Origin of the sequence: Dyadobacter sp. CY323 (genome assembly GCF_021390245.1) — a bacterium.
In the GTDB taxonomy this organism is placed as follows: domain Bacteria; phylum Bacteroidota; class Bacteroidia; order Cytophagales; family Spirosomataceae; genus Dyadobacter.
The window spans coordinates 391,189-415,530 of the sequence record NZ_JAJUXH010000002.1; the positions used below are offsets into that span (position 1 = coordinate 391,189).

At 46.2% G+C, this 24,342-nt stretch carries 18 protein-coding genes; 14 read left to right on the plus strand and 4 right to left on the minus strand.

The window, feature by feature from the left end; all coding sequences use genetic code 11:
- Positions 1-16: 16 nt before the first annotated feature.
- A complete protein-coding gene (locus LZG72_RS05055) occupies positions 17-5,311 on the minus strand; it encodes a S8 family serine peptidase (RefSeq protein WP_233868335.1) in 5,295 nt (1,764 codons plus the stop codon).
- Between the two features lie 356 nt (positions 5,312-5,667).
- Here LZG72_RS05055 and LZG72_RS05060 point away from each other — a divergent pair, with 356 nt between their 5' ends.
- A complete protein-coding gene (locus tag LZG72_RS05060; RefSeq protein WP_233868887.1) occupies positions 5,668-6,441 on the plus strand; it encodes a shikimate dehydrogenase in 774 nt (257 codons plus the stop codon).
- Here LZG72_RS05060 and ribD read toward each other — a convergent pair.
- Positions 6,438-7,505, minus strand: a complete 1,068-nt coding sequence (gene ribD, locus LZG72_RS05065) for a bifunctional diaminohydroxyphosphoribosylaminopyrimidine deaminase/5-amino-6-(5-phosphoribosylamino)uracil reductase RibD (protein ID WP_233868338.1) — start codon at positions 7,503-7,505, stop codon at positions 6,438-6,440. The genes LZG72_RS05060 and ribD overlap by 4 nt on opposite strands.
- Positions 7,506-7,596: 91 nt before the next feature.
- Between ribD and prmC the strand changes: the two genes are divergently transcribed.
- Positions 7,597-8,457: a peptide chain release factor N(5)-glutamine methyltransferase gene (prmC, locus tag LZG72_RS05070; RefSeq protein ID WP_233868341.1), complete on the plus strand. Its 861-nt coding sequence runs from the start codon at positions 7,597-7,599 to the stop codon at positions 8,455-8,457.
- Between the two features lie 168 nt (positions 8,458-8,625).
- Positions 8,626-9,579 (plus strand): MoxR family ATPase, encoded by a 954-nt coding sequence (locus tag LZG72_RS05075; protein ID WP_233868343.1) that lies wholly within the window; start codon positions 8,626-8,628, stop codon positions 9,577-9,579.
- Position 9,580: 1 nt separating this feature from the next.
- On the opposite strand, the gene yidD is transcribed toward LZG72_RS05075, so the two are convergent.
- Positions 9,581-9,790, minus strand: coding sequence for a membrane protein insertion efficiency factor YidD (gene yidD, locus LZG72_RS05080; RefSeq protein WP_233868346.1), 210 nt, complete (start codon positions 9,788-9,790; stop codon positions 9,581-9,583).
- A gap of 48 nt (positions 9,791-9,838) precedes the next feature.
- Between yidD and lgt the strand changes: the two genes are divergently transcribed.
- Complete coding sequence (gene lgt, locus LZG72_RS05085; RefSeq protein WP_233868349.1) at positions 9,839-10,669, plus strand: prolipoprotein diacylglyceryl transferase; 831 nt, start codon at positions 9,839-9,841, stop codon at positions 10,667-10,669.
- 90 nt (positions 10,670-10,759) lie between these two features.
- Positions 10,760-11,377, plus strand: a complete 618-nt coding sequence (locus tag LZG72_RS05090; protein WP_233868352.1) for a hypothetical protein — start codon at positions 10,760-10,762, stop codon at positions 11,375-11,377.
- An 83-nt stretch (positions 11,378-11,460) separates the two neighbouring features.
- On the opposite strand, the gene LZG72_RS05095 is transcribed toward LZG72_RS05090, so the two are convergent.
- A complete protein-coding gene (locus LZG72_RS05095) occupies positions 11,461-12,000 on the minus strand; it encodes an RNA polymerase sigma factor (RefSeq protein ID WP_233868355.1) in 540 nt (179 codons plus the stop codon).
- 412 nt (positions 12,001-12,412) lie between these two features.
- Between LZG72_RS05095 and LZG72_RS05100 the strand changes: the two genes are divergently transcribed.
- The 9 genes from LZG72_RS05100 to uxuA all read left to right on the plus strand — a co-directional run bounded on the left by LZG72_RS05100 (position 12,413) and on the right by uxuA (position 24,341).
- A complete protein-coding gene (locus LZG72_RS05100) occupies positions 12,413-14,338 on the plus strand; it encodes a PfkB family carbohydrate kinase (RefSeq protein ID WP_233868358.1) in 1,926 nt (641 codons plus the stop codon).
- Positions 14,335-16,590 carry a two-component regulator propeller domain-containing protein gene (locus LZG72_RS05105; protein WP_233868361.1) on the plus strand — a complete coding sequence of 752 codons (2,256 nt, stop codon included), beginning with the start codon at positions 14,335-14,337 and terminating at the stop codon, positions 16,588-16,590. Before LZG72_RS05100 ends, LZG72_RS05105 begins: the two co-directional genes overlap by 4 nt.
- 24 nt (positions 16,591-16,614) lie before the next feature.
- Entirely contained in the window at positions 16,615-17,676 is a 1,062-nt protein-coding gene (locus tag LZG72_RS05110; RefSeq protein WP_233868364.1) for a polysaccharide deacetylase family protein, read from the plus strand.
- Position 17,677: 1 nt separating this feature from the next.
- The gene (locus tag LZG72_RS05115) at positions 17,678-18,865 is read left to right on the plus strand and encodes an exo-alpha-sialidase (RefSeq protein ID WP_233868367.1); all 1,188 of its coding nucleotides are present in this window, start codon (positions 17,678-17,680) and stop codon (positions 18,863-18,865) included.
- A 12-nt stretch (positions 18,866-18,877) separates the two neighbouring features.
- The gene (locus LZG72_RS05120; RefSeq protein ID WP_233868370.1) at positions 18,878-21,103 is read left to right on the plus strand and encodes a hypothetical protein; all 2,226 of its coding nucleotides are present in this window, start codon (positions 18,878-18,880) and stop codon (positions 21,101-21,103) included.
- Between the two features lie 50 nt (positions 21,104-21,153).
- Positions 21,154-22,464 (plus strand): DUF3748 domain-containing protein, encoded by a 1,311-nt coding sequence (locus LZG72_RS05125; RefSeq protein WP_233868372.1) that lies wholly within the window; start codon positions 21,154-21,156, stop codon positions 22,462-22,464.
- A gap of 85 nt (positions 22,465-22,549) precedes the next feature.
- Positions 22,550-22,756 (plus strand): DUF2683 family protein, encoded by a 207-nt coding sequence (locus tag LZG72_RS05130; protein ID WP_233868374.1) that lies wholly within the window; start codon positions 22,550-22,552, stop codon positions 22,754-22,756.
- Positions 22,747-23,007: a Txe/YoeB family addiction module toxin gene (locus tag LZG72_RS05135; RefSeq protein WP_233868376.1), complete on the plus strand. Its 261-nt coding sequence runs from the start codon at positions 22,747-22,749 to the stop codon at positions 23,005-23,007. The genes LZG72_RS05130 and LZG72_RS05135 overlap by 10 nt, the downstream gene beginning before the upstream one ends.
- A gap of 116 nt (positions 23,008-23,123) precedes the next feature.
- Entirely contained in the window at positions 23,124-24,341 is a 1,218-nt protein-coding gene (uxuA, locus tag LZG72_RS05140; protein ID WP_233868378.1) for a mannonate dehydratase, read from the plus strand.
- Position 24,342: the final 1 nt, after the last annotated feature.

Genomic DNA, 24,342 nt, shown 5'->3' on the forward strand with positions numbered 1-24,342 from the left:
TGTATTTTCTGTTTTCCTAATCTTTTAAAACCTGAAATGCGCGCTTTTCTTTTCCATTATCAATTTCAAGAACGTAGATACCTCCGGTGAACTCGTTTCCGGTAATATCCACCTTGCTTTTTTGTAAAAAACCCGTCGCAACCGAGCTTGCTTTTCGGAATAACCGGCCATTCAGATCGTAAATGTTGACAGATACTTCCTTTCCTGCATCTGCCTGATAATTCACGAAAAACAGTCCTTTTGATGGATTTGGATAAACTGTCCATTCCGCCATTTCATCGAACACAACCGGCCTGACCCTCGAAAATGCAAATGTACTATCCCGATCTACCATTCTTAAACGGTAGTAGCGGACGCCCGATTTGGCAGGATCCGTATCTATGAAAGTATATTGGCTATTGGTTTTTAAACCGCCATAACCGGATACACGGGCAAATTTTACAAATTGATCTAGCCTGTAAGCCTCATTCCCGATCGCCACTTCCAGGTCGAAATGGTCGAAGTTCTCTTCCGATGAGGTCGTCCATTCGAGAATAACATTGTTATCTGAACCGTCTGTCGGTTTCTTTTTGGCATCAAAACTGATCAGGTTTACCGGCAACGAATTGGTGGTACCGACAAAACCCTTTGAAAACCAGAATTCAGAGAAGCTTTTCAGCTTCATTTCCAGGTAGTACCCTTTATCGTATGGCACCTTTGCAATGCCTTCCGGCGAATGGAACGACCAGGTACCTGCTGAATTGTTGCCGAGTGAGCCATCTTCTCCCACTTTCTGCGGGTGACGGAATTTCGATATCCCGAGATCATAGGCATTTACAGGCTTTCCGCAGGAACCGCAGCCGGTTGCATTCACAAGTGCCTCAGTTTCTGAATCCAGAATGTAGAAACGTACAGTCGCCGAATCAGTGAGGCTGCTTGTTTGCGGATGAATGGTAAAGCTGCGATTCAGATAATACTGATTATTCGCATTTCTGACCGGCGCTGCATTAATGAAAGCTTGCACGCCCGTATTTCCCAGATTCTGGTTGTTAGGGTTAATGGAGGCAAGCAGCTGTCCGTTTTGCAAAAAATGAACCCAGTTTGTGCCCGCAGAAACCGTCTGGGAAACAGGCGAAGCCATGCTCTCGCCGTCGTAAATGTTGTTCGCCTTGTCGTATACATGGATGTCGTCCACGGCAATCCCCTCCCGCTGGGTACTGCCATCCGAAACCATCGCAAAGCGGATCTTCAGATTCGAAAAGCCGGTTGGTAATGGTACAGTTGCCACATGCCAGCGGGTATTATCAACCACACTCCACGCGCCATTTCCCGAATAAGTCTTATTATACCAGTTTGTCCCCTGGCCCACGGTACCAAGTCTTTTCCATGGACCTCCATTCCCGGAATATTCGAGATAGGCGATGTCGCAGGGTGTCGGATCACAAGTCTCAAAATCGAGCGCCACCGAAAAGCTGAGCGTCGGTGCAGCCAGCCCGGAAACAGCCAGACAAGGTGAGTATAAATAGGATTCTTCACGGTTGTTATGTCCCCCGGCAAGGTTCGTTTTCCAGATTTTCGTCCCGCTGGCAGCTGTCTTGATCACGGCGGAAACAGGTGTACCATGCTGCCAGGAGCTTTTGAGACCTTTGGCAAACCAAAATCCGTCCCCGTTTTCAAAATTTTCAATGTAGGGAAAACTGCTGATCAACGGCGCATTGAAATGGGATACGCTCACGGAATCGTTATCATGATATCCATCCGAATTCAACGCAGCCCAAACCTTGATTTTCTGCTCGCCAAATGCCGAAAGATTTGCTTTTTTTGAAAATGTAAAGTCTATGGTAGTCCGTTTGGCAATGCTTGGAATGATGTCCTGGAAAACCTCTCCGTTACCCAGCTGATAAACCACCGGCACATTGCTGATCGCGCTGGCGGAACTGTTACGGATTTTGATCGTGATTGGCTCTTCATTCCCAAGCCCGCAACTTTCTGCGGCGGGCGAAACAATTCCAATCATTTGAATGTCATCGATAACCGCATAAATCTCGATATCGTCGAAAGAATAACCGGCGCCATTCGCATAATCGGCCGTGATCATTTTCCCCCATTGTCCCAAACGGATCTGAAAGCTCGACGAAAAGTTTTTCCCGTTTGCCGAAAGCAAATTACTTAGTTCAATACCTCGCGTGGCTTTGTATCCATCCTGGGACAAGCTTTGATTTGCAAACAGGTCATAGGCTTCTATCCATGGATCGGTATCTTTTCCGCGGATCCAGACCTTGTTGTTTGCATTTGTTTTTTGCCCATGATTTTTATACAAAAAATTCAACCGGATATCTGCGTCTTCCATATCAAATGCGCCGAGGTTGAAGGTACCTTCCAGGTAATTGGTATTACCTGCTGAAAAATACCGGTTAACGTCGAGCGTCAACGCTTTTTGACCTGAAGAAGCAATTCCTGAATTCACAAAGGTGCGGATTCTGCCTGCATCGGAAGAAGCTGAAAAGTCGTAACGTCCGTCTCCGATAAGACCCGTTTGACTGGTCACGACTGTCTGTACCGGCAGATTTTCCATGTCATCCAGAAACGGCAACGCAAGTGCATCATTAGGCAGCTGCCTGAATGTTTTTACCAGCGTATCGTTGGAAGTTACCTGGTCTTTACTGTTGTGAATGTATATTTTGAAAGTGTAGGAACCCACATTGGACAGGTTCGCCCCGACTGAAAACGTGTGGTCATAGGTTTTTCCTTTTTCGATAAAAGGCGTGATCGTTTCAATCGGAATGCTTACCCCATCAAGTTCATAGCCGACATCGATCGGCTCATTGAGATCGACATCATCCAGGTTTTTAATTCTTATTTTGACAAAAACCGCATTGCCGAGCTCCGAAGAAGTATGCTTCCGCCCCGAGCCCGTTGGGGTAAGGATGGATTCAATCTTGAAGTCATAATTTGAAATAGATCCCTGGCATGTACCGGAGTCGGGTTTCCGTGAAATGGCCACCGCCCGCCGGCCCGGATTTCCGTTTATTCTGGCGCGAACCGAGACAAAATACGTCGAATCTTTCGACAGTCCGCTGAGAACGAAATTCGTGGAGGTAGTAGTCCCCACGGAGACCATTTCACTACCTTTCAAAACCATTACTTCATAGTCCGTCGCACCGACCGCAGCAGACCAATCCACCGAAATGTAGCTTTCGCATTGCAATGCCGACAATGTAATGGTTGGGATCCCGACGATCGTAAATGCGGCACTCACACTTTCCGCCCCGGTACTGTTTTGGATCACCTTCACTTTTGCTTTGTCTGAAACCGTGCCTGCTGGGATAGTCCATGCAAACTGCCTCAGATTCGCGGCGAGGTTACTTCCGATCGTCGTCCAGGAACCGCCGTCATTGAGACTATACTGCACGGTAAACGTACTGGTAACGTTACCATAAGCGTCCCAGCTAACCGAGAAACCATCGCCATCGCGAAGCTTCTCATTGCCGATGGGATAGGTAAGTGTAATGACATTTGGAATGACATCGTAGACTACAAAATACTCCTGAACCGGATTTTGAGCCACTGAGGTGCCTTTTACCAAAATGGTATAGTCACCTTCCGTCGGATTATTGATAATGACCTGCTCCATGTTGTTCACATGATCGGCCCCTGTTCCGGCCACGTTGTTGACTTTCGAGGGCGTTGGATCGAGTAAGCTGGGCAAAGTCGTTTTATTCCCTTTTTTTACACTCAGGTCGAGATCATGGACGAGATTTTGAGAAGACAAAACCGGTGCCGCAGGATCGTTCCAATACAGCATTACTTTTAGTTGTGCGGTGCCGGATGGTACGGAAATAGATGTGGATTTTGTTTCATCATGAACCAGTGAATCATTGACATAATGCTGACTTTCCAACATTTGCAATGGCCGGAGCAGGTTTAGCCATCCAAATCCATATTTATAATCCGGACCCTCGTTTCCTTTATCCTCCGCGCCGTTGCTGATGAGTGCTTTCATCAGTCCGTTTTTGGGATTACCACCGTGTAACTGGCGGTAACGCTGGTACAACAACGCAAGTCCGCCGGATACTGCCGGTGTCGACATGCTCGTACCGGATCCGTTGCCATACAAGTTGACCGGAATCGAAGACATGACCAGAGATCCAAAAGCTGTGATTTCAGGTTTAATGCGTCCGTCACGTACCGGCCCTTTGCTCGAACCGTTTACGATCACTCCCGGGTCGGTTGTGTAACCGACACTTATGACATTTTTGGCAGTTTGAAACCCGCTGAGGATATTCCCAAAACCTGCGGGGTAGGGACTACAAGCAATCGTTCCGCTATTCCCGGCTGCGAAAACATGCTGCAGATAAGGCATTTGAAATGCGTGCTGATCGAGAATGTAGGAATACAGGTCATACACACCAAATGTTTCGCACGTATTCACATCCCCGCCATATGAATTGTTGGTAATCACCATTCCAAAATCCTTTACATATTGAGGCGAATAAGCAAGGATATTTGAAAAATTCTGCACCACCATCGTTGTTTTCGGGGCATACCCGGCAAAACGTTCGTTCACGATACCAGCTCCGCCCAATGTTCCCATGACGTGAATACCATGCGTGCCGATGTCAAGTGCCGAACGATTGATGACACGATTATTGAAGTCGATGTGCTGCACCGGATTAGCTTCGTCGCCAACCCCAACTACCACTCCTTCGCCTGTCAGATTCCGCCCGATCGGCAGAGATGAAGCCAGCACATTTGCCCGCCCATTTACGAAAGTCCTGTTGTTAAACGGCTTGTCTTCCTGAGGTACCGCCTGCACATACTGAATGAATGGCTGGCCTGCCAGCTCATTCAACCTGGAAATTGGAACGCGCACCGCCAGGATCTGATAATCCTTATATTGGTCAGAGATGAGATCAAAAGCCTTTTCTTTCAGATTTTCGCTGATTTCACTGTACTTAAAACTCCTGGGATAACTGATCCAGACATCCACATTACCGCCGACTTTAATTGCGTGTGCCGGGATTTTTCCATTGGCAAGTCCCGGTTGCATTTTTTGTTCCGGTGAAAGTTCGATCACCGACCGTCCTTTCGTACGGGCTAATGCATTGCCCGATCCATTTCCGGTAATAGTAGCTGTGTAGGCGAAGTTGGGAATGTATTCAAGCAAGTCGATCCCTTCTTCTTTCAGTTGCCGGCGTTCATCCGCACCGGGAATTTCTTCAAACTGAATGATTACAAATGACTTTTTCGCTGAATCCGAAGTCCGGAGATTAGTACCTTTTAACTGAGCAGAAATATTCTTTTCCGGCGTAAATGCCCCACTTCGAAGCATGACTTTGTAATCCCTCCCTGACTGTGCGCGGGCAAGTGAAGTGATAAGAAGAAATAGAAAAACTAACGAGGAGAGGTTTACGCATTTCATAAATGTTACACAACTGATAAATAAGGTAATTCTATCTTATTTCTATATTAATTACAAATTAATTCATGTTTAGTTTAACCTAGAAGGAATCCTAACTACAACTAGTTTAGAATATATACGAAACTAACTGATCTTGAACCTCTGCGACCATTAACATGGGCCTACTTTCAGCATCTTCTCCGACGATCGGGAAGCGACTCTTTTGTATTTACCTGGGTACTGGATTAACTTCGCATTTTAAAAGTCGCGCAACCCGGCAAGCAATTATGGATTTATACGGATTAATCGGTTACCCTCTTACACACTCATTTTCCAAGCGATATTTCACAGATAAGTTTGTCAGAGAGAAAATAAAGGAAAGTAGTTACGAGCTTTTTGAGATGAAATCGCTGGAAGAATTGCCTGCGCTTTTAAAAAGAAAAACCGATCTCAAAGGCTTGAATGTGACCATTCCATATAAAAAAGACGTAATCGCATATCTGGATGACCTCGATGATGCCTCGGCTGAACGAATCGGTGCTGTGAACACGATCAAAATTTATGCGGATGGCAGCACGAAAGGATTTAATACCGATTATTACGGGTTTCGTCAGTCACTTGTAGAATGGCTCGACCGCCGCGGAGAAGTTTGTACGAATTTCAAGGCCCTGGTTTTAGGAAATGGCGGTGCGGCAAAAGCAGTACTAGTTGCTTTGCAGGATCTGCACGTGGACTATGCGCTCGTTTCCCGCCAGAAAAGCGACGATTCCATTCTTTACGAGGAATTGTCGCAAGAAGTAATGAATGAGCATCTTCTGATCATTAACACAACGCCGCTGGGTACATTTCCCAATGTTGAGGAGTGCCCGGCACTTCCCTATGATCTGATCACAAAAAAGCATTTCCTCTACGATCTGGTGTATAACCCGGCCGAAACTCTTTTTCTGAAAAACGGGACTGCAAAAGGAGCTGTAACTCAGAATGGATTGAAAATGTTGCAGTTACAAGCCGAGAAAGCCTGGGAAATCTGGACTACGGAGGAAAATTTATGGAGCGTTTAGTCTTTTGAGTAAAAAGTCCAGAGATCGTTCTGCACCTTTTCCGAGCCGGTCAATGTACCTTTTGGTCGCGGCGCAGCTACTCCATTTCCGATTTTCTGAATGTTCTGGCATCTCCGGATTTCGTCCCACAAACCGGAGTCTAAAAATGCATTAATGACCGCAGCGCCACCTTCCACGAATACCGATTGTATTTTTCGCTGGTGCAAACCTGTCAGCAGCTGCTCGATCTCATTCATCCGCGGCTCTACTTTCATATAAGCAATGGATCCCGGGTTTCCATAACGTTCCGGCTCCGAGGTCATAGCTGTTTGCTCCCTGAAATTCACAACTACGAGTGGCTGCGTCCCGTCGAACAGATTGAGCGTTTTCGGTAGCTTCAAATGCCTGTCGAGAACCACTCTTACTGGATTTTTTCCTGACCAATGCCGCACATTTAATCGCGGATTGTCCATTAATGCTGTTTTGTATCCCACTAAAATGGCGTCTTCTTCCGTCCGCCACCGATGTACCCGCACATTGGATAACGGATCGCTGATCCGTACCGGCGGTCCCTGCGCATGGCCAAGAAATCCATCGGCGGTTTCAGCCCATTTCAGGATCACATAAGGTCTTTGCTTTTTCATAGCGGTAAAAAACCTTTTGTTCAACTCCAGACCTTCCTCCGCAAGCAGCCCCGTTTGCACCTCGATTCCCGCCTCGGCCATGCGTTTCATTCCCGTTCCCGAAACCAGCGGGTTTGGATCCGTATTGCAAATCACTACTTTTCTAAGACGTTTTTTTATCAGGAGATCGGCGCAGGGTGGTGTTTTTCCGTAGTGAGAACATGGTTCCAGCGTAACATACGCCGTAGCATTGGATAACAAATGCGCATTTCCCCGCTCCTCCGCATCTTTAACAGCCCAGACCTCGGCGTGCGGCCCGCCATAGGCACGGTGCCAGCCTTCGCCGATCATCATTCCGTCACTCACGATCACACAGCCCACCATCGGATTAGGGCTTACATTGCCGCGGCCGTAAGCTGCGAGCTGCAGTGCCCGTGTCATCCATTGCATGTCTGTCTCCATGCGGTAAAAATACAAACCTCCTTTTAAAGTCAGCTTTCGCGAGTTGGCATTATTTGCTAACTTTCCGACATTGGAATCAAAATCATTGAAAATGACTTCGGCACGCCAGCTTTATTTATACATTACTAAAAAGATTCAAGTATATCCCGAAAAAGAGGCCCAGGCGATCGCATTTATGCTGCTTGAGCATTATATGAGAATTCGAAATATCGACGTGCTGGTGGATCGCCCGATCCCTGAAAATACCGCACAGCCGGACTGGGATAACATCATTCAACGATTGAACGATAACGAACCCGTGCAGCACATCATCGGCTCCACGGAATTTTGCGGACTCGAATTCCGGGTTTCTTCATCGGTTTTAATCCCCCGCCCGGAGACTGAAGAACTGGTGAGAATGGTAACACGCGATTATGCCGAGCCGGAAAAAAACATTTCTATCCTGGATATCGGGACTGGTAGCGGCTGCATCGCAATCGTTTTGGCACGTTTCCTGCCACATGTATCCGTACATGCGTGGGACGTTTCGGATGAGGCGCTGGAAGTAGCCAGAGAAAACGCCCGCCAGCTGATCGCCGATGTAACTTTTGCCAAACAGGATATGCTTAATGTAACATTTCCATTGCCTGGTAACGTCATTCAGTTTGATTGCCTTGTAAGTAATCCACCTTACGTTACCTATTCGGAGGCAGAGCATATGCGGCCGAATGTATTGCGTTTTGAACCACACGAAGCTCTTTTTGTAGAAGACAATGATCCGTTGCTATTCTACAAAGCAATCGCCGATTTCGGGATACACCACCTGAAACACGAAGGAAAATGCTACGTGGAGATCAACGAGCATTTCGGGGCGGAAACAAAAACGGTTTTTGAAGAACGAAAATATACGAATGTGGAAATCCTGCGGGACATTCACGGGAAGGATCGGTTTGTGAGAGCAGTTTGGGAGTGATAATCCCAGCCCCCTGGTTCCCCAGGCCTCGGTTTCGGCTTCCCCGGCCCCTCGATTTCTTCTCCCCCGACCCCTAATGGGGAGAAAATAAATGAATGTCTCCCCTTTAGGGGTCGGGGGAAATAGGAGAATCCCGGAAGAAAACCCACATTTACATCAACGAAATCAATGTATATAGAAAAAATAAAGGAAGTACTGGATGAGATGGGGAAAGTAGTGGTGGGGCAGGACAAGCTGCTGAACCGGCTGCTGATCGGACTCTTTACCGGTGGTCATATTTTGCTGGAAGGTGTGCCTGGACTTGCCAAGACTTTGACAATCAATGTAATGGCCAAAGTACTCCACCTCGAATTTAAACGCATCCAATTTACTCCCGACCTATTGCCCGCCGATTTGATCGGTACGATGATCTATAAACCGAAAATCGGTGATTATGAGGTAAAAAAAGGGCCGATTTTCTCGAATCTGATCCTGGCGGATGAAGTGAACCGCTCGCCAGCCAAAGTGCAGTCGGCATTGCTGGAAGCGATGCAGGAAAAGCAGGTTACCATTGGCGACGAAACTTATTTGCTCGACCGGCCCTTTGTAGTTCTGGCTACTCAAAACCCTGTGGAGCAGGAAGGTACGTATCCATTACCGGAAGCCCAGATCGATCGGTTTATGATGAAAGTCTACGTCGATTACCTTGACAAAGCGAAAGAACTGGAAGTAATGCGCCGGATGTCCGACATCAATTACGAATACAAGATCAGGCCGATTTTAAATAAAGAAGATATTTTCGCGATCCGGGATAATGTGAACAAAGTCAATATCTCCGACACGCTCGAACGCTACATTATTGAACTCGTTTTTGCTACCCGCCGGCCTCTCGACTATGGCCTGCGTGAGGAAGCCCGTTACATTCAGTTTGGGGTATCGCCGCGTGCGACCATTTACCTGAATCGCGCCGCGAAAGCGCTGGCTTATCTGGAAGGCAGGGATTACGTTTTGCCGGAAGATATCAAGGAACTCGCGCCGGACATTATGAACCACCGGATCCTTCTGAACTACGAAGCCGAAGCCGACGGAGTGCGTACGATGACGATCATTGATTCCATTCTCCGAAAGGTAGCGATCGGTTAATTCAGGGTACCGGATCATGACCGTGCCCACCCCATGGATGGCAGCGAGACAAGCGTTTCAGCCCCATCCAGCCCCCTTTTACAGCCCCGTATTTTTGCACCGCCTCCACCATATACTGTGAACAGGTAGGGGTGTAACGACAGGAATTTGGCAGGTAAGGCGACAATACTCCCTGGTAAATCCGCACAAGTCCGATGAGTAAAAATTTCATTTCGCGTCTTGTCTCAAAGTAGTATATTTGACAATTAACATCCAATGCATGATTTCGTATATCCTCTGGGACGCCAGTCCCGAAATCTTTACAATTCCTGAATTTCTTGGTTTTGGCCCTCTCCCGGTTCGCTGGTATGGACTTTTGTTCGCCGCCGGCTTTCTGGTTGGTCAGCAAATTATGATCTATATTTTCAAGAAGGAAGGAAAAAGCCTTGAAGATATCGATTCCTTGACTTTGTACATGGTTTTATCAACGGTAATCGGTGCCAGGGTCGGCCATTTTCTCTTTTACGAACCAGAGGTCCTTTTTCGCAACCCAATGGAAGTGATACTTCCACCCTACGCCGGTCTGGCAAGTCATGGCGCCGTTGTGGGCATTATCCTTGGTCTCTGGCTTTATTCCCGTTCCCGCAAATCCTCTGGTCAGACATTCTTCTGGGTAGCCGACCGCATGGTGATTGTGATTGCGTTAGCCGGCGCATTCATTCGCTTTGGAAATTTAATGAATTCTGAGATTGTTGGAAAACCCACCGATGTGCCCTGGGGCTTTATCTTTATGCAAAATACTGAATTCCGACAGATCCCGAGGCACCCGGCACAGCTCTACGAATCCATTTCCTGCTTCATCCTGACGTTTGTTTTATTCTGGATCTGGAACAGATACAAAGCAGCGACGCCTCGCGGACTGATGGTCGGAGTATTCTTCGTCTGGGTATTTACATTACGCTTCCTTTATGAGTTCCTGAAGGAAAACCAGGAGGCATTTGAAGCTAATTACGCTTTAAATATGGGGCAATTCCTGAGTATACCGGTTGTGCTGCTTGGTATTTACTTCATTATCAAATCGCGGAATTCACCTTTGCAACGGCCTGCCTGATAAACCGTCTCCACCATTAAGTAGTTATCTTTCAGTTCTTTGTTTTAATCTGATAAAGTTTCATTTGAACCATTTACCAAGAACCGTAAGATGAAAACGTCATTGATTTTTACATTCTTTCTTGCCGCTTCTCTGGTGCTGAGTGGCTGCGGAAATAAACAGGAAGAAACAGAAACTGAAGAAGAAGCCAGCGAAAAAAGTCCGGCTGACGCGTTGCAGGCATTTGCGGACAAAGCCAAAGAAATGGGTAACCGTGAAGCTGTCGATCCCGTGGATTTTCGAAAGTTGAAGGAGATATTGCCGGAAGAATTGAGCGGGCTAAAACGGACTGAATCAACGGGCGAAAAATCCGGGGCAATGGGATTTACCGTTTCTACTGCCGAAGGTAAGTATCGGGGCAATAGTGACGAATCCATTGACGTCGAAATCATAGATACTGGCGGTATTGCAGGCGTGTCAACCATGGCGCTGGCGGCGTGGTCTATGGCGGATATTGACAAAGAAACGACTACTGGCTACGAAAAAACGACTAAGATCGACGGTTACAAAGCTTTTGAAAAATACAACAATGAGAGTAAATCCGGCGAGATCAATGTCCTCGTAGGTGATCGCTACCTCGTTAATATTGAAGGAAATAATGTCTCTATTGATCAGATCAAGGGTATTCTCAAAGAAATCGATCTGTCTGAACTCGCAGCACTGAAATAGCTGCTAATGCATTCAAACAAAAACCAGAAACTTGCGGGCTTCTGGTTTTTTGTTTTAAGGAAGTATTCTGATTTAAATGCGGATCAGACCGTAGCGAAATCTACCTTTTCACGGAGGATCTGTTTTGCTTTAACCAACTGATTTTTAACTGTATTCTTCGAAATTCGAAGAAATTCAGCTATCTCCTGATATGATTTTCCTTCTTCAATATTCAATTTCAATATCAACTTCCTTTTGATGGATAACGAGTCCACCGCAGTTTGCACCAGGCTCAATCTTCTCTCATTTTCCTCCTTTTCATCTTCGGCCGCTACCCGGATGTTTTCCATATAAAGTTTGCGCAGCTGCTCACTTTTCTCCACTTTTTTGAAGTAATCAAATGCCATATTCCGAAGGCATGTGAACAGGTAGGAGTTGAAATTGTGATCAGGCTTGATCTGCGCCCGTTTTACCCAAATTTTGATGAATACATCCTGCACCATATTCTCCGCTTCTTCCTCGTCTTTCAGCAAAGAAACAGTAAATCTCAAAGCAGGATTTTTATAATAATTATACAGTTCCGCGAAGGCCGATTCATCGCCTTGCGTAACTCTTCTCAGGGTATTTTCATCAGGGTAGATCACGGTGGTAGAGGTTTACTTATACAAAAAGGGTTTGGAATCGCTACTAAAAATTTAATTGTACAAAACCGGGAAGTAGCAACTGAAAATTTTGCTGAAAAATTAATCCGCGGTGTTTTCTATCGAGTGACGTTGTAAAAAGGTTGATAAAGCTACATCTTCCTTTTTGATTTGAAATCGCAACTTGCGTAAAATTATCTTCATTTTGCGCAAACCCAACCGATTTAACATTCACTTGATCGACCGTTGACATCTACTTCATTTTCAGTATTTCGCCTGACGTAAAGTCTTTGGTTAGGCGTCACTTTCAACCGTAACCAACAAACATTTTCAGGGCGATAGTCTGCCTCAACTTCTTCCGAGTATTATAGTCCAGTTAATATCAGTCAGCAACCACGATTTCTAATCCGGTCTCATGGATCAAAGCCGCATCATTCAAATTCTAGAAAAAATCACTACCGTAAACATCGCTGTATATGGCGATTTTTGCCTGGATTCGTATTGGATCATGGACAACCGTGGCTCCGAAATTTCCATTGAAACCGGACTCTGGACCGAAACTGTTGCGGGGCATTACCATTCACCCGGCGGTGCGGGCAATGTAGTCGCAAATCTTTCCGCACTGAAACCGGCAGGCATTAAAGTAATCGGCGCCATCGGAAATGATATGCAGGGGAGAGAATTAACAACCCAGCTGCAGCAGCTTGGTGCGGATACTTCTTCATTATTCATCCAAAACGAGAATTTCAGTACTTATAATTACCTCAAAAGATTGGTCGAGGGAAAGGAGCAGCCGCGGGTGGACTTTGGTGTATATAATGAAAGAAGCATTGAAACGGACCAAAAACTGCTGGCAGCACTGGAAAATGCATTAAAAGAATGCGATGCCCTGATTTTCAACCAGCAGGTAACCGGAAGCATTAATAATGAGTTTTTTATAGATGAGTCGAACAGGCTTTTTGCAAAGTATAGTGACAAAATCGTCATGCTCGATTCGCGCCATTTTAATGATCGCTTTGAAAATACCTTTTTAAAAGCAAATGACAGAGAAATTGCCTCTCTGACCGGTTTGAAGGTGAGTCCGGACGATAGCATTTCGGTTTCGGAGGTCGAAAAATATGGTCAGCAGATTTTTGAAAAATATAACAAACCCGTTTTCGTGACCTGCGGGGAAAGAGGAATTGTTGTTTTTGACCAAACCGGAAATCACGAAATCCTTGGCCTGCAATTAAAGAGCAAACTGGATACAGTCGGCGCCGGCGATACCGCGATCAGCGCCATTACACTTTGCCTGGCGGCGGGTATCGGGCCTGAGGACTCGGCCCGGTTTGCGAATTTCGCGGCTGCGGTGACGGTACAGAAACTCTTTACAACAGGTACTGCAAACCCCGAAGAAATCCTCCAGATCAGCAAAGAACCCGACTTTATTTACAATGCGGACCTGGCCGATAATGAGCGGAGTGCCGTGTTTGTCCCCGAAACTGATTTCGAACTTTGCGCACCGGAAGTACTGGAAAAGCTGGGACATATACGTTATGCCGTTTTCGACCATGACGGAACGATCAGTTCGCTGCGGCAAGGCTGGGAAGAAATTATGGAGCCGGTGATGATGAAGGCGATTTTGGGCGAACAATACGAGACGATCGACCCGGGTAATTTTCATAAGATCCTGGCCGAGGTGAAACAGTTTATTCACAAAACCACGGGCATTCAGACGATCTATCAAATGGAAGGATTGGTTAATCTGGTTCGCGAGTTCGGATACGTCCCTGAGGAACAGATCCTGGACAAATTCCAATACAAAGAACTGTACAATGATGGCTTAATGGAGATGGTGAACAAGCGAATGGAGCGGCTTGCAAACGGCGAACTTAGCCAGGAAGATTACACATTGAAAGGCGCAGTGGCCTTTTTGCATGAGATGAAAGATCGGGGCGTTACCATGTACCTGGCCAGCGGCACCGATGTGGATGATGTGAAAAATGAGGCTGAAATGCTGGGATATGCCCATCTGTTCGACGGTGGCATTTATGGGGCATTGAAGGATTATACCAAGTTTTCAAAAAAGATGATCATCGAAAAGATCATTAGGGATAACAATTTGCAGGGTAAAGAACTCGCCGTTTTTGGGGATGGCCCGGACGAAATACGCGAGGGAAGACGGGCAGGCGGCATTTCGGTGGGCATTACCAGCAACGAAGTTCAGCGTTTCGGGCATAATCCGTCGAAACGCCCCCGGTTGGTAAAAGCGGGCGCGCAACTCCTGATCCCTGATTTTTCACAACACAAAAAACTGATAAGCCTGCTATTCCAGGAAAGTGTAAACTACGCCAACGCATGAAACCGCGGCACGTAAAGTCCGGCACATTCCACATTTTACTTCTCACCCTCCTCGCTTTCTCATGCAAGACTGATAAGAATGTCGATACTGAAAATGCATTTTATCAGGATAAACCATTCTTGCAGGAATACCACGATGCTTATGTAGTAGGCACAAATGCAGGTGAGAATGAAGTAAGAAAGATTCTGGCTGACAGAAATTCGAACATTTGGATCGCGACTGCTGCGGGTATTTTTAAGAAAACGAAGGATTCAAGAAATTGGATAAAAGTCATTGCCGGTGAAAACGATGGACCTGCATTCGCAGTCGCGGAAGATCCGAAAGGTAACATCTGGCTGGGCACCTGGAATGGCCTCTACAAGGTTACGAATGACATTCCGGAGAAAGTCTCCGGCCCGAAAAGTCCCGTTTCCGCCATTTGTGCAACTACTAAAGGCATATATATACTTGGCCCAAACGGTTTCTGGATTGATTCAGGTAAAGGTTTTATTAAACAAAACACCACGATTGCCAAATCCGTCCGCGATGTAATTTCTGATAAAAACCGTGGGCTATGGATTGCTACGGATGTTGGATTGTACCACTGGACTGAAAAAGAAACAACGCATCAGTACAAAACAGACGCATTGATCAGCGCGTATGCAAAAGGTCTGGCATTGGATCAGACAGGAAACCTGTGGATTGGCGGACTTGGCGGTGTTACCATTCAGAATTCAGGGAAAAAGGAGAAAGAATTGAGACCGATTGAGGGGATACCATCAACTTATGTTACCGCGGTTCGGCAGGCACCGGATAGTTCCATGTGGGTGGGCACGCAGGCGGGAATTGTGCGGTTTCAACCCGACGGTACGCATTCGCTGCTTTTTTCGCGACGCTGGCTGATGGATGATCAGGTCAACAGCATTGCATTTGATCACGAAGGAACTGCCTGGATCGCGACGCCGCAGGGTGTGAGCGCGATCAGGAAACGGAAAATGTCACTCGCGCAGAAGAATGACTTTTTCTTTGATATATTAATGAAACGTCACATTCGCGCACCCTGGATCGCGGGTCAGGCGCATTTGAAAACGCCTGGCGATACAACGTCGTGGGAGCCGGAGGACGACGATAACGACGGTGAATACACGGGAAATTATCTGGCGATGGAAAGTTTCAGATACGCCGCAACCAAAGATCCCATTGCCCGCGAGAATGCAAAAAAGGCATTTGGTTTTTTGAAATTATTACAGGAAGTAACGGGTACCGACGGTTTTTTTGCAAGAACCATCATTCCCGCCGACTGGACGCACATGCACGATGGGAACCGGGTGTTTACCGAGCGTGAAAAGGCAGATGAACTCGTGAAAGAACCTCGTTTCAAGCCCGTGGAGGTTCGCTGGCACAAGTCCAAAGATGGCAAATGGCTTTGGAAAGGCGATACCAGCAGCGATGAAATGTGTGGGCATATGTTCGGATACTACTTCTATTATAGTCTGGTAGCCGACGAAGCAGAGAAGAAAGTCATTGCCGCACACGTCGCTAAGATTGTGGATCACCTGATGAAAAATGACCTGAACCTGGTGGACGTAGACGGTACGCATACACGCTGGTCGGTTTGGTCGCCGGACAAGTTAAACCGCGATCCCGAATGGCTGCCCGACCGCAACCAGAACTCCATGGAAATGCTCGCATTTGTGAAGCTCGCGCATTTTATAACCGGTAATGAAAAGTACCAGAAAGAATACCTGCGCCTGATTGAAAAAGAGCATTACCTCGAAAACATGAAAGAAGTTACCAGCCAAAATCCCGCCTGGCTGATCTATTTCGATGTGGTTTTGCAGGCCTACCTCTACCCTATTCTGATCAACTGTGAAAAAGATCCGGAACGGTTGAAATTCTACAGAACGCATTTGGAAGAATGGTTTACCCACCGCAAAGACGACCATAATCCGCTCATTAATTTCATTTATAATTATTGCTTGAATAAAAAATCCGAGCTCCGGAATTCGGTCGATTTTCTGATTGATACACCTCTCGATCTGGTTGACTGGCCGATTGATCACCGGAAACGGGAAGACATTCAGGTGGTACGCACGCCGGTTTTGGAAGATGAGCAGGTGAATGCATTACAACCCGCAAGCCTACGCATGACGGTGCGCTGGGATAAAAATCCGTGGACACTGGCTGGCGGCAATCCGCAGGTGGAACGCGAACCCGTTTTCTGGCTGCTGCCCTACTGGATGGGGAGATACCTCGGCATGATTTCCAAATAATAAGTACTCATCAAACCAAGAATTATGAAGCGATTACTGCTAACTTTTGCAATCAACATTTTATTGCTAGTCATGAATGAAACACTTGCGCAAAGCGGCGAAACGTATGCCGAAAAACTGGGCTGGCCGAAAGGTTCCAAAGTGGTAATCTTCCATGTGGACGATGCAGGTATGTCGTATTCTTCCAATGAGGGGGCCAAAAAATCCATTCATGATGGCATTGCAACTTCCTGTAGCATTATGATGCCTTGTCCGTGGGCTGCCAGTTTTACCAAATATGCGATCGCAAACCCGAAAATGGACGCGGGACTTCACCTCACATTGACGTCGGAATGGCAGGATTACCGCTGGCCGCCGCTGAGTGGCATTCCCAATTCTCCCGGCCTGGTGGATCACGAGAGCTGTATGTGGCACACCGTGGAGCAGGTAATCAAACACGCCAGCGCCGATGAGGTGGAAAAAGAGATCCGCGCGCAACTCGACCGTGCATTGAAACTCGGGTTAAAACCGACGCACATGGATTCGCACATGGGCACCTTGTTCGCGCACATGCCTTACCTCGAACGGTACATTAAAGTAGGTGTCGAATTTGGCATTCCGGTCATGTTTCCAGGAGGTAATAACAAGCTTTTGAAGGAGTCGCTCAATAATCCATTGATCAAAAAACTGAAAGCCGAGGGTAAATGGAAAGAAGGAATGGAGCTTCCGGAGCCAGCCATTACAAAGGAATCCGGCGCAGTCGGACAGAAGATCTGGGCCGCAGGTCTGCCGGTTTTAGATGACCTGCACACGATCAGCGGCGACTGGAAACCAGAAGGAACGGACATTACCCCTGAAAAATGGGGAAAATATAAAGCGCAGAAATTCAAGGAAACGCTGACCAACATGCAGCCGGGTGTGGCGATGCTCATCGTCCACAGCAGTGATATTACGGACGAATTCAAACACATCAGCGCATCGGGCGGGTCACGTTATGCCGATATGCTCTCGGTACTTGACCCGGATTTAAAGAAATTCATCCAAACCGAAGGCATCATCCTGACTACCTGGAAAGAACTATTGGAACGGAGAAAAAAAGTGAATTGAAATGATAAAAAAGCTGGTATTGACGATAGCCGGAAATTTAATTTTTCAGGTATTCACATTAGCTCAAAATGCGGCTGTCAAACAAGAACTATTCATATTCCCACACCAGGAAAAACATGTGCATGGGAGCAGCATTGTCAGTCTACCTAATGGAGACTTTCTGACAGCGTGGTTTCAAGGCAGCGGCGAGCGCACGGAAGACGATGTGCTGATTATGGGAGCAAGGTTAAAAAAGGGTGAATCGAAATGGAGTGAGCCGTTTTTAATGGCGGATACTCCGCATATTCCGGATTGCAACCCGGTGTTGTTTTTGAATGCCGGGGGGAAGTTGTTTCTGGTTTGGATTGCGGTTCAGGCGAATCTTTGGGAACAATCTATTTTGCGTTTTAAAACATCGGTTGATTATACTAAAAGCGGCGCGCCGGTTTGGAACTGGCAGGATAACATTCTGCTGAAACCGGATAAAAGTTTTGCAGAGGAAGTCGAAAAGAAATTCAAAGACCTCCCGGAATATAGTGCCGGCTGGGCTGGGTATGCTCCGAAATATGACGATATGGTCATTGAAGCGAGCAAGGATGTGCCGAAACGCAGCATTGGCTGGATGACACGGATCAAACCGCTTTTACTGGAAAAGGGCAGAATTGTGCTGCCGCTTTATTCAGATGGTTTTAATTTCTCTATTACAGCGATATCAGACGATCATGGTGCAACCTGGCGGCCAGGTTTGCCGATTGTTGGTCGGGGACCTATTCAACCTGCAATCATCAGGAAGAAGAATGGCGATTTGGTTGCTTTCATGCGTGATAGTGGCGATGAACCTACAAGGGTACACGTGAGCGAATCTTCCGACAACGGGGAAAGCTGGAAAGCAACTCAAAAGACAGATATTCCAAACACTGCAAGTGTGGAGTTGCTCGCTCTGAAAGACGGAAGGTGGGCATTTCTTGGAAATGATATTGATAATGGGAGATATCAGCTCAGTTTGCGAATATCAGACGACGAAGGCAAAACGTGGAAATGGAAACTGTTTCTGGAAAACGATTTGTCGAAAAAAGGCGGATATTCTTATCCGTCACTGATCCAGACTACGGACGGAATGCTCCATATGACCTACTCACATCATCCCGAAAAAGGGAAAAAATCGATTAAATATGTGGTCGTCGATCCCACAAAAGTGCCAAAATCTTAAACCCTAATTTTAATGCAAAAGACAAGAAAATCACTCCTTTTATTGACATTACTGACTGTTATGCTTTGCACTACAATGGCATTTGGGCAGTCCGTGTACAAAGACAAGCCTTATTTACAGGATTACAGTATCAAATTTTATTCGGACACGATCCAGGTAAAGGTAACCCATGTAGCCGCGGACCGGAATGGGAAAATACAAATATTGACGAAGGAAGGTTTGCACCAGGTTCACGACGGTCAGTTTCTATATCCCGGTACCATCGCAGCTGACAATTCATACCGTTTTTTGAAATACAAAAAAATTACCGCGCTCACCTCCTACGAGAATCAATTGACCTGTCTCACGGATTCGGTGGTGATGAGCAATGCCTGGGCTGGTACTTTATTTTCAAAACATAATCTTCCGAATGCTCAACTATTTGCAGGTGGAAAGGATTTTACTTTTCTTGTTTCGGACGGTAAGTCGCTGCAACTCATCAAAAAATCAGAAAGTCTGTGGACTGGGAAGCTCGACGGGGATGATATTTTGGGACTTACATTTCAGAGTAATGCCGATCAATTCTGGATTCTTGGGAAAAAATCGGTTTATAGTTTTTCGGTAAAAGATAAAAAATTGACCAAAAAACTGGACGGCCAGAATTTCACATGTTTTGATGTGGCTGAAAAAGGATCGAGGATCGTCATTGGTACCACAGACGGATATTTGTCATTTGACATTCAGTCGGGCAAAGCCGGCACCATTCAGAAAAAACTGCCGGTGACCAACATTACTTCGGTGAAGGAAATCCATGGTAAAATTTGGTTCGGATCGGACCAGGGTGCATTTGCATTGCGGGGTGATGGTAAATACGATTACTATTTCGGGGAGCGCTGGCTGCCAGGAAACAAGGTTATCGACATCACAGCCGGACCCAAAAATTCAGCATTAATATTGACTAACAGAGGTTTAAGTCAAATCGTGTTCAAAAGCATGACACTTGAAGATAAGGCAATGCTTTTCGAGGATCAGGTCAGGAAAAGACATATCCGCAATGGATTTAATGCAGCTTTGGTAAGAATGGACCACGGAAATCTGGCGACGGGCTATATGGAGGATTCGGATAATGATGGATTGTGGACGTCGATGTATTTGGGTGGAGAAATTTTCAGATATGCGATTACGAAAGATCCGGAGGCACTTCAAAACTGCCGCGAATCACTGGATGCGATGGAACGACTTTACACGGTGAACCCGGTTGCAGGATTTCCGGCGAGATCTTTCGAGCGATCGGGACATATAAAAGAGTTGCACGATCATGAACGCTGGCAGCATTCTCCCGAAAAGGAATGGGACTGGAAATCGACCACGAGCAGCGACGAAGTGATCGGCCACATTTTCGCATTTGGAGCGATGGCTGAGCTGGTTAGTGATCCGGTTATGAAAAACAAAGCCATTATGCTCATCGATACGGTGATGTCACATATTGTTAAAAATGACATGTACCTGATCGACTACGACGGTAAACCTACCATGTGGGGCAAATGGAACCCTGCGTATGTGAATTCATTTCCAACGAATGTCGGTGACCGAAAACTGAACTCGTCGAATATTGTGGCTATGCTGCAGACGGCCTATCATTTTACCAAAAAGGAAAAATACAAGGCAAAAGCATTCGAGCTGATGACCAAATACGGCTACCTCGAAAACATGATGCGCACGATGAAAGAAATCGGGAAAGCGCCGGAAAATGCAGATGAGCACGCAAAGCATATGTCCGACGGCTGGAATCATTCCGATGACGAAATGTACTTTCTGGGATATTGGGGCCTTTACCGATATGCATTTAATGATACTTTGAAAGCAAAATACAAAGCCCAGATCCTGGATCACTGGCGAGCTGAACGGCCGGAAAAAGAAGGTGCGTGGAATATTTTCACGGCATTGACCGGCACGAAAGAATTCGATCTGGAAGAGGCGGTCTGGTATTTACAGGAGCATCCGCTGGATTTGGTGGATTGGGTGATTAAAAACAGCCATCGGAAAGACATTGAACTGCTCGAACCCAACTTTCGCAAACAAGCTACAAAAGAGGTACTTCCCCCTGACGAACGTCCCGTGCAACGCCATAATGGCAATATGTTTTCGTTGGATCGAAATGGCGGAAATGGAACTTCGGAGCACAGTGCGGGGGATATCTGGCTGCTGCCTTACTGGATGGGAAGATACCTCGGCGTGATCAGCGCACCCGTCAAGTGAACCGTTTTTTACTACTACTCACTCTTTTAACAGCCTGTCGATCACAGTACATGACCGAAGAAAAACAGCTAACGAACGATCTCAGCTACCATCACGATCTGGACAATAACGATAATTTTTCACCAGACGGGAAATGGCTGGTTTACGATACGAGAACGGATGACGGAGGAATTGCAGAGTCTTCCCGGATTGAAAGGGTAAATGTTGAAAGTGGTAAAAAGGAGGTTTTATTTAAGATAAAAAACAATGGAGTATGGGGCCCGGGAGCAGGCGCGGTGAGTTATAGTCCGAAAGAAAACAAAGTTGTTTTTATTCACGGACTTTCAAATAGCTCAAAAGAAAATCCCTACCAGCAATGGCGGCGAACGGGTGTGATCATCGATGATTCCCAGCCTAACAAGCCGATTTATATGGACGCCCGAGATTTGAATCCTCCATTTACTCCCGGCGCATTACGCGGCGGAACACATCGTCATGAATGGAGCGGCGATGGAAATTGGATCGGTTTTACTTACAACGATGCAATATTAAAGGCATTGGAAGATTCAACCGGCGAAAAGAAAAACTTGCGTACCATTGGGGTTTCAAAAAAAATGCGGCCTGTTATTGTTGATAAAAATACTGAAAATGTCAGCGGGGAATGGCTTAGTGCACTGGTGGTGAGAGTAGTGCCAAATCCAGCTCCTGGCAGCGACGAAATTAGTCACGCTGCAAGTGATAGTTGGGTAGGAACGAATGGCTATATCGCAGAAAAAGGAACAAGGCAAATCGCACGGGCATTTCTTGGAACTGTAAAAGGTAAAAACGGCAAAGACGTGCCCGAGGTTTTCATCGTTGACATTCCAGATGATATTACCCAGCCCGGGCCACTCGGGCCGCTGGAAGGAACCGACGATGATTTTCCAATGCCACCCAAAGGAGCTTTTCAAAAACGGTTGACTTTCACAGCAAACACCGAGCACCCCGGCTGTTCTGGCATTGTGAGATCTTCGCCCGATGGTACTTCACTCGCATTTCTTGCCAAAGATGAAAAAGGCGTTTCTCAGCTATTCACCATTTCACCAAATGGCGGAAAACCGCGACAAATCACGGAGTACGATTCAGATTTGACTGGTAATGTAAGGTGGCATCCCGGCGGAAAGCATTTGAGCTATATTTTTGAGGGAAGTATAGTGTTGTGTGAAGTGTCAGAAAACCCGTTTTCTAATAGATTGCGAATATTGACCAGCCCAACTGACGCAGCTCCGTCTAATTTGGTTTGGTCGCCGGATGGAGAAAGGCTTGCTTTCAATCGTTTGGTTAAATCTCACGAAAGCGATCTCGCGACGCAGCAGATTTTTATTTTGAAAGTAGAAATTTGAGCTGAACAGTGCTTCGCTAATGGGTTTCTTGATTGCATGTGACAAGGTAAATTTCTATTTTTGATTGCATTTCAACTTCAATACTATGGAAACATTCATTGTGCAACCTAAAAATCAGTACGAAAAAAGAGCGTTAAAAGCATTTTTTAAAGCACTTGATCTTCCCTTCAAAACAGAAGATCGTTCTGAAAGCATTTATAATCCAGAATTTGTCGCAAAAATAAAGCGTGGCGATGAAGACGTGAAGGCCGGACGTACGGTTAAAGTCGATTTGGATGATATATGGAAATAGAGCTCACTACTGATGCACTCGAAGATTTAAAATATTGGAAGAAGACAGGGAACAACAAAATCCTCAAAAGAATTAAGCAATTACTTGCAAATATTGAGGTTACACCATTTGACGGAATCGGAAAACCGGAACCACTTAAAGAAAACCTTAGCGGGAAATGGTCGAGAAGAATTGACCGCGAACACAGAATTATCTACACGATTTCCTCTCAAAAAATCATCATATACTCTCTCAAAGGCCACTACAACTAATTGGTTTTAGTGATTTGCTTAAACCTCTATTGGATTCCTTTCCTACTGTAAGGGAAAATTACGATTGATTGCGTCTTCTGTTTACTCTATAATTTGTAAATCAATCAATCGAATCAATGATACAAACCATGCGTTGGTTCGGGCCGAATGATCCCGTTTCTTTAATGGATATTCGTCAGGCCGGATGCAGCGGCATTGTCAGCGCACTTCACCAGATTCCGGTTGGGGAGATATGGACGATTGAGGCGATCGAGGAGAGAAAACAACTCATTGAAGCTGAAAATGAACAATTTACAAAGCTGGATTGGCTAGTCGTAGAAAGTCTTCCGGTTCATGAGGACATTAAAAAGGGCCTTCCTTCGCGGGACATTTACACTGAAAACTACAAAATCTCGCTTCAAAATCTTGCCAAATGCGGCATAAAAACGGTTTGCTACAACTTCATGCCGGTACTCGACTGGTCGCGCACCGCCTTGGATTATACGCTTTCCGAGGGGCAGAAAACGTTGCGGTTTGTATGGGAGGATTTCGCCATTTTTGATCTGTACATTCTCCAAAGGCCAGGGGCTGTCAATGATTATGACGAGGGTATTCAGGAATCTGCTCTGAAGAAATTAAATGGGATGTCGCCGGAAGAAATCGGGGTACTTACTAACACAGTACTTCTTGGTTTGCCCGGCTCGGAGGAGGCTTTTGAACTTACTAATTTTCAAAATCTTCTCAACAATTACTCCGAAATCGGTGATAAAGAGCTGCGCGAGAACCTGTATTATTTCATTCGTCAAATTGCGCCGGTTGCACAGGAATTAGGCATTAACCTTTGCATTCATCCCGATGATCCTCCAAAATCCCTGCTCGGATTGCCACGGGTGGTGAGTACCGAATCGGACCTGAAACAATTGCTGGAAGCTTGTGATGTTCGGGCAAATGGGATTACCTTTTGCACCGGTTCTCTGGGAGTCCGGGCGGATAATGACCTTCCTGGAATGGTGCGTCGATTGGGCGACCGCATTCACTTCGTGCATTTGAGAACGACAAAAAGAGAAATTGATTCTGAGGGTAATCACACAAATAATTTTCACGAAGCCCCGCATCTCGACGGCGATGTGGATATGTATGAAGTTGTGAAAGCATTTGTGCTGGAAGAACAACGGAGAAAACATGAGAATTACGCGGATCAATCACTCCCCATGCGACCGGATCACGGATTTCAAATGCTGGACGATTTGCAAAAAAGAACCTATCCCGGCTATTCTGCGATCGGCAGATTGAAAGCATTAGCGGAATTGAGAGGATTGGAAATGAGTATTTCCCGTTCCTTATCGGAATTATAAT

Excerpts from the sequence above, each read along its gene's own strand:
- LZG72_RS05110 (WP_233868364.1), top strand. The coding sequence starts at position 16,615 with ATGAAGCGATTACTGCTAACTTTTGCAATCAACATTTTATTGCTAGTC.
- LZG72_RS05100 (WP_233868358.1), top strand. The coding sequence starts at position 12,413 with ATGGATCAAAGCCGCATCATTCAAATTCTAGAAAAAATCACTACCGTA.
- LZG72_RS05120 (WP_233868370.1), top strand. The coding sequence starts at position 18,878 with ATGCAAAAGACAAGAAAATCACTCCTTTTATTGACATTACTGACTGTT.
- yidD (WP_233868346.1), bottom strand. The coding sequence starts at position 9,790 with ATGAAATTTTTACTCATCGGACTTGTGCGGATTTACCAGGGAGTATTG.
- LZG72_RS05090 (WP_233868352.1), top strand. The coding sequence starts at position 10,760 with ATGAAAACGTCATTGATTTTTACATTCTTTCTTGCCGCTTCTCTGGTG.
- LZG72_RS05115 (WP_233868367.1), top strand. The coding sequence starts at position 17,678 with ATGATAAAAAAGCTGGTATTGACGATAGCCGGAAATTTAATTTTTCAG.
- lgt (WP_233868349.1), top strand. The coding sequence starts at position 9,839 with ATGATTTCGTATATCCTCTGGGACGCCAGTCCCGAAATCTTTACAATT.
- LZG72_RS05135 (WP_233868376.1), top strand. The coding sequence starts at position 22,747 with ATGGAAATAGAGCTCACTACTGATGCACTCGAAGATTTAAAATATTGG.
- LZG72_RS05130 (WP_233868374.1), top strand. The coding sequence starts at position 22,550 with ATGGAAACATTCATTGTGCAACCTAAAAATCAGTACGAAAAAAGAGCG.
- LZG72_RS05060 (WP_233868887.1), top strand. The coding sequence starts at position 5,668 with ATGGATTTATACGGATTAATCGGTTACCCTCTTACACACTCATTTTCC.
- LZG72_RS05075 (WP_233868343.1), top strand. The coding sequence starts at position 8,626 with ATGTATATAGAAAAAATAAAGGAAGTACTGGATGAGATGGGGAAAGTA.
- LZG72_RS05055 (WP_233868335.1), bottom strand. The coding sequence starts at position 5,311 with ATGCTTCGAAGTGGGGCATTTACGCCGGAAAAGAATATTTCTGCTCAG.
- LZG72_RS05105 (WP_233868361.1), top strand. The coding sequence starts at position 14,335 with ATGAAACCGCGGCACGTAAAGTCCGGCACATTCCACATTTTACTTCTC.
- prmC (WP_233868341.1), top strand. The coding sequence starts at position 7,597 with ATGACTTCGGCACGCCAGCTTTATTTATACATTACTAAAAAGATTCAA.
- LZG72_RS05125 (WP_233868372.1), top strand. The coding sequence starts at position 21,154 with ATGACCGAAGAAAAACAGCTAACGAACGATCTCAGCTACCATCACGAT.
- uxuA (WP_233868378.1), top strand. The coding sequence starts at position 23,124 with ATGATACAAACCATGCGTTGGTTCGGGCCGAATGATCCCGTTTCTTTA.
- ribD (WP_233868338.1), bottom strand. The coding sequence starts at position 7,505 with ATGGAGACAGACATGCAATGGATGACACGGGCACTGCAGCTCGCAGCT.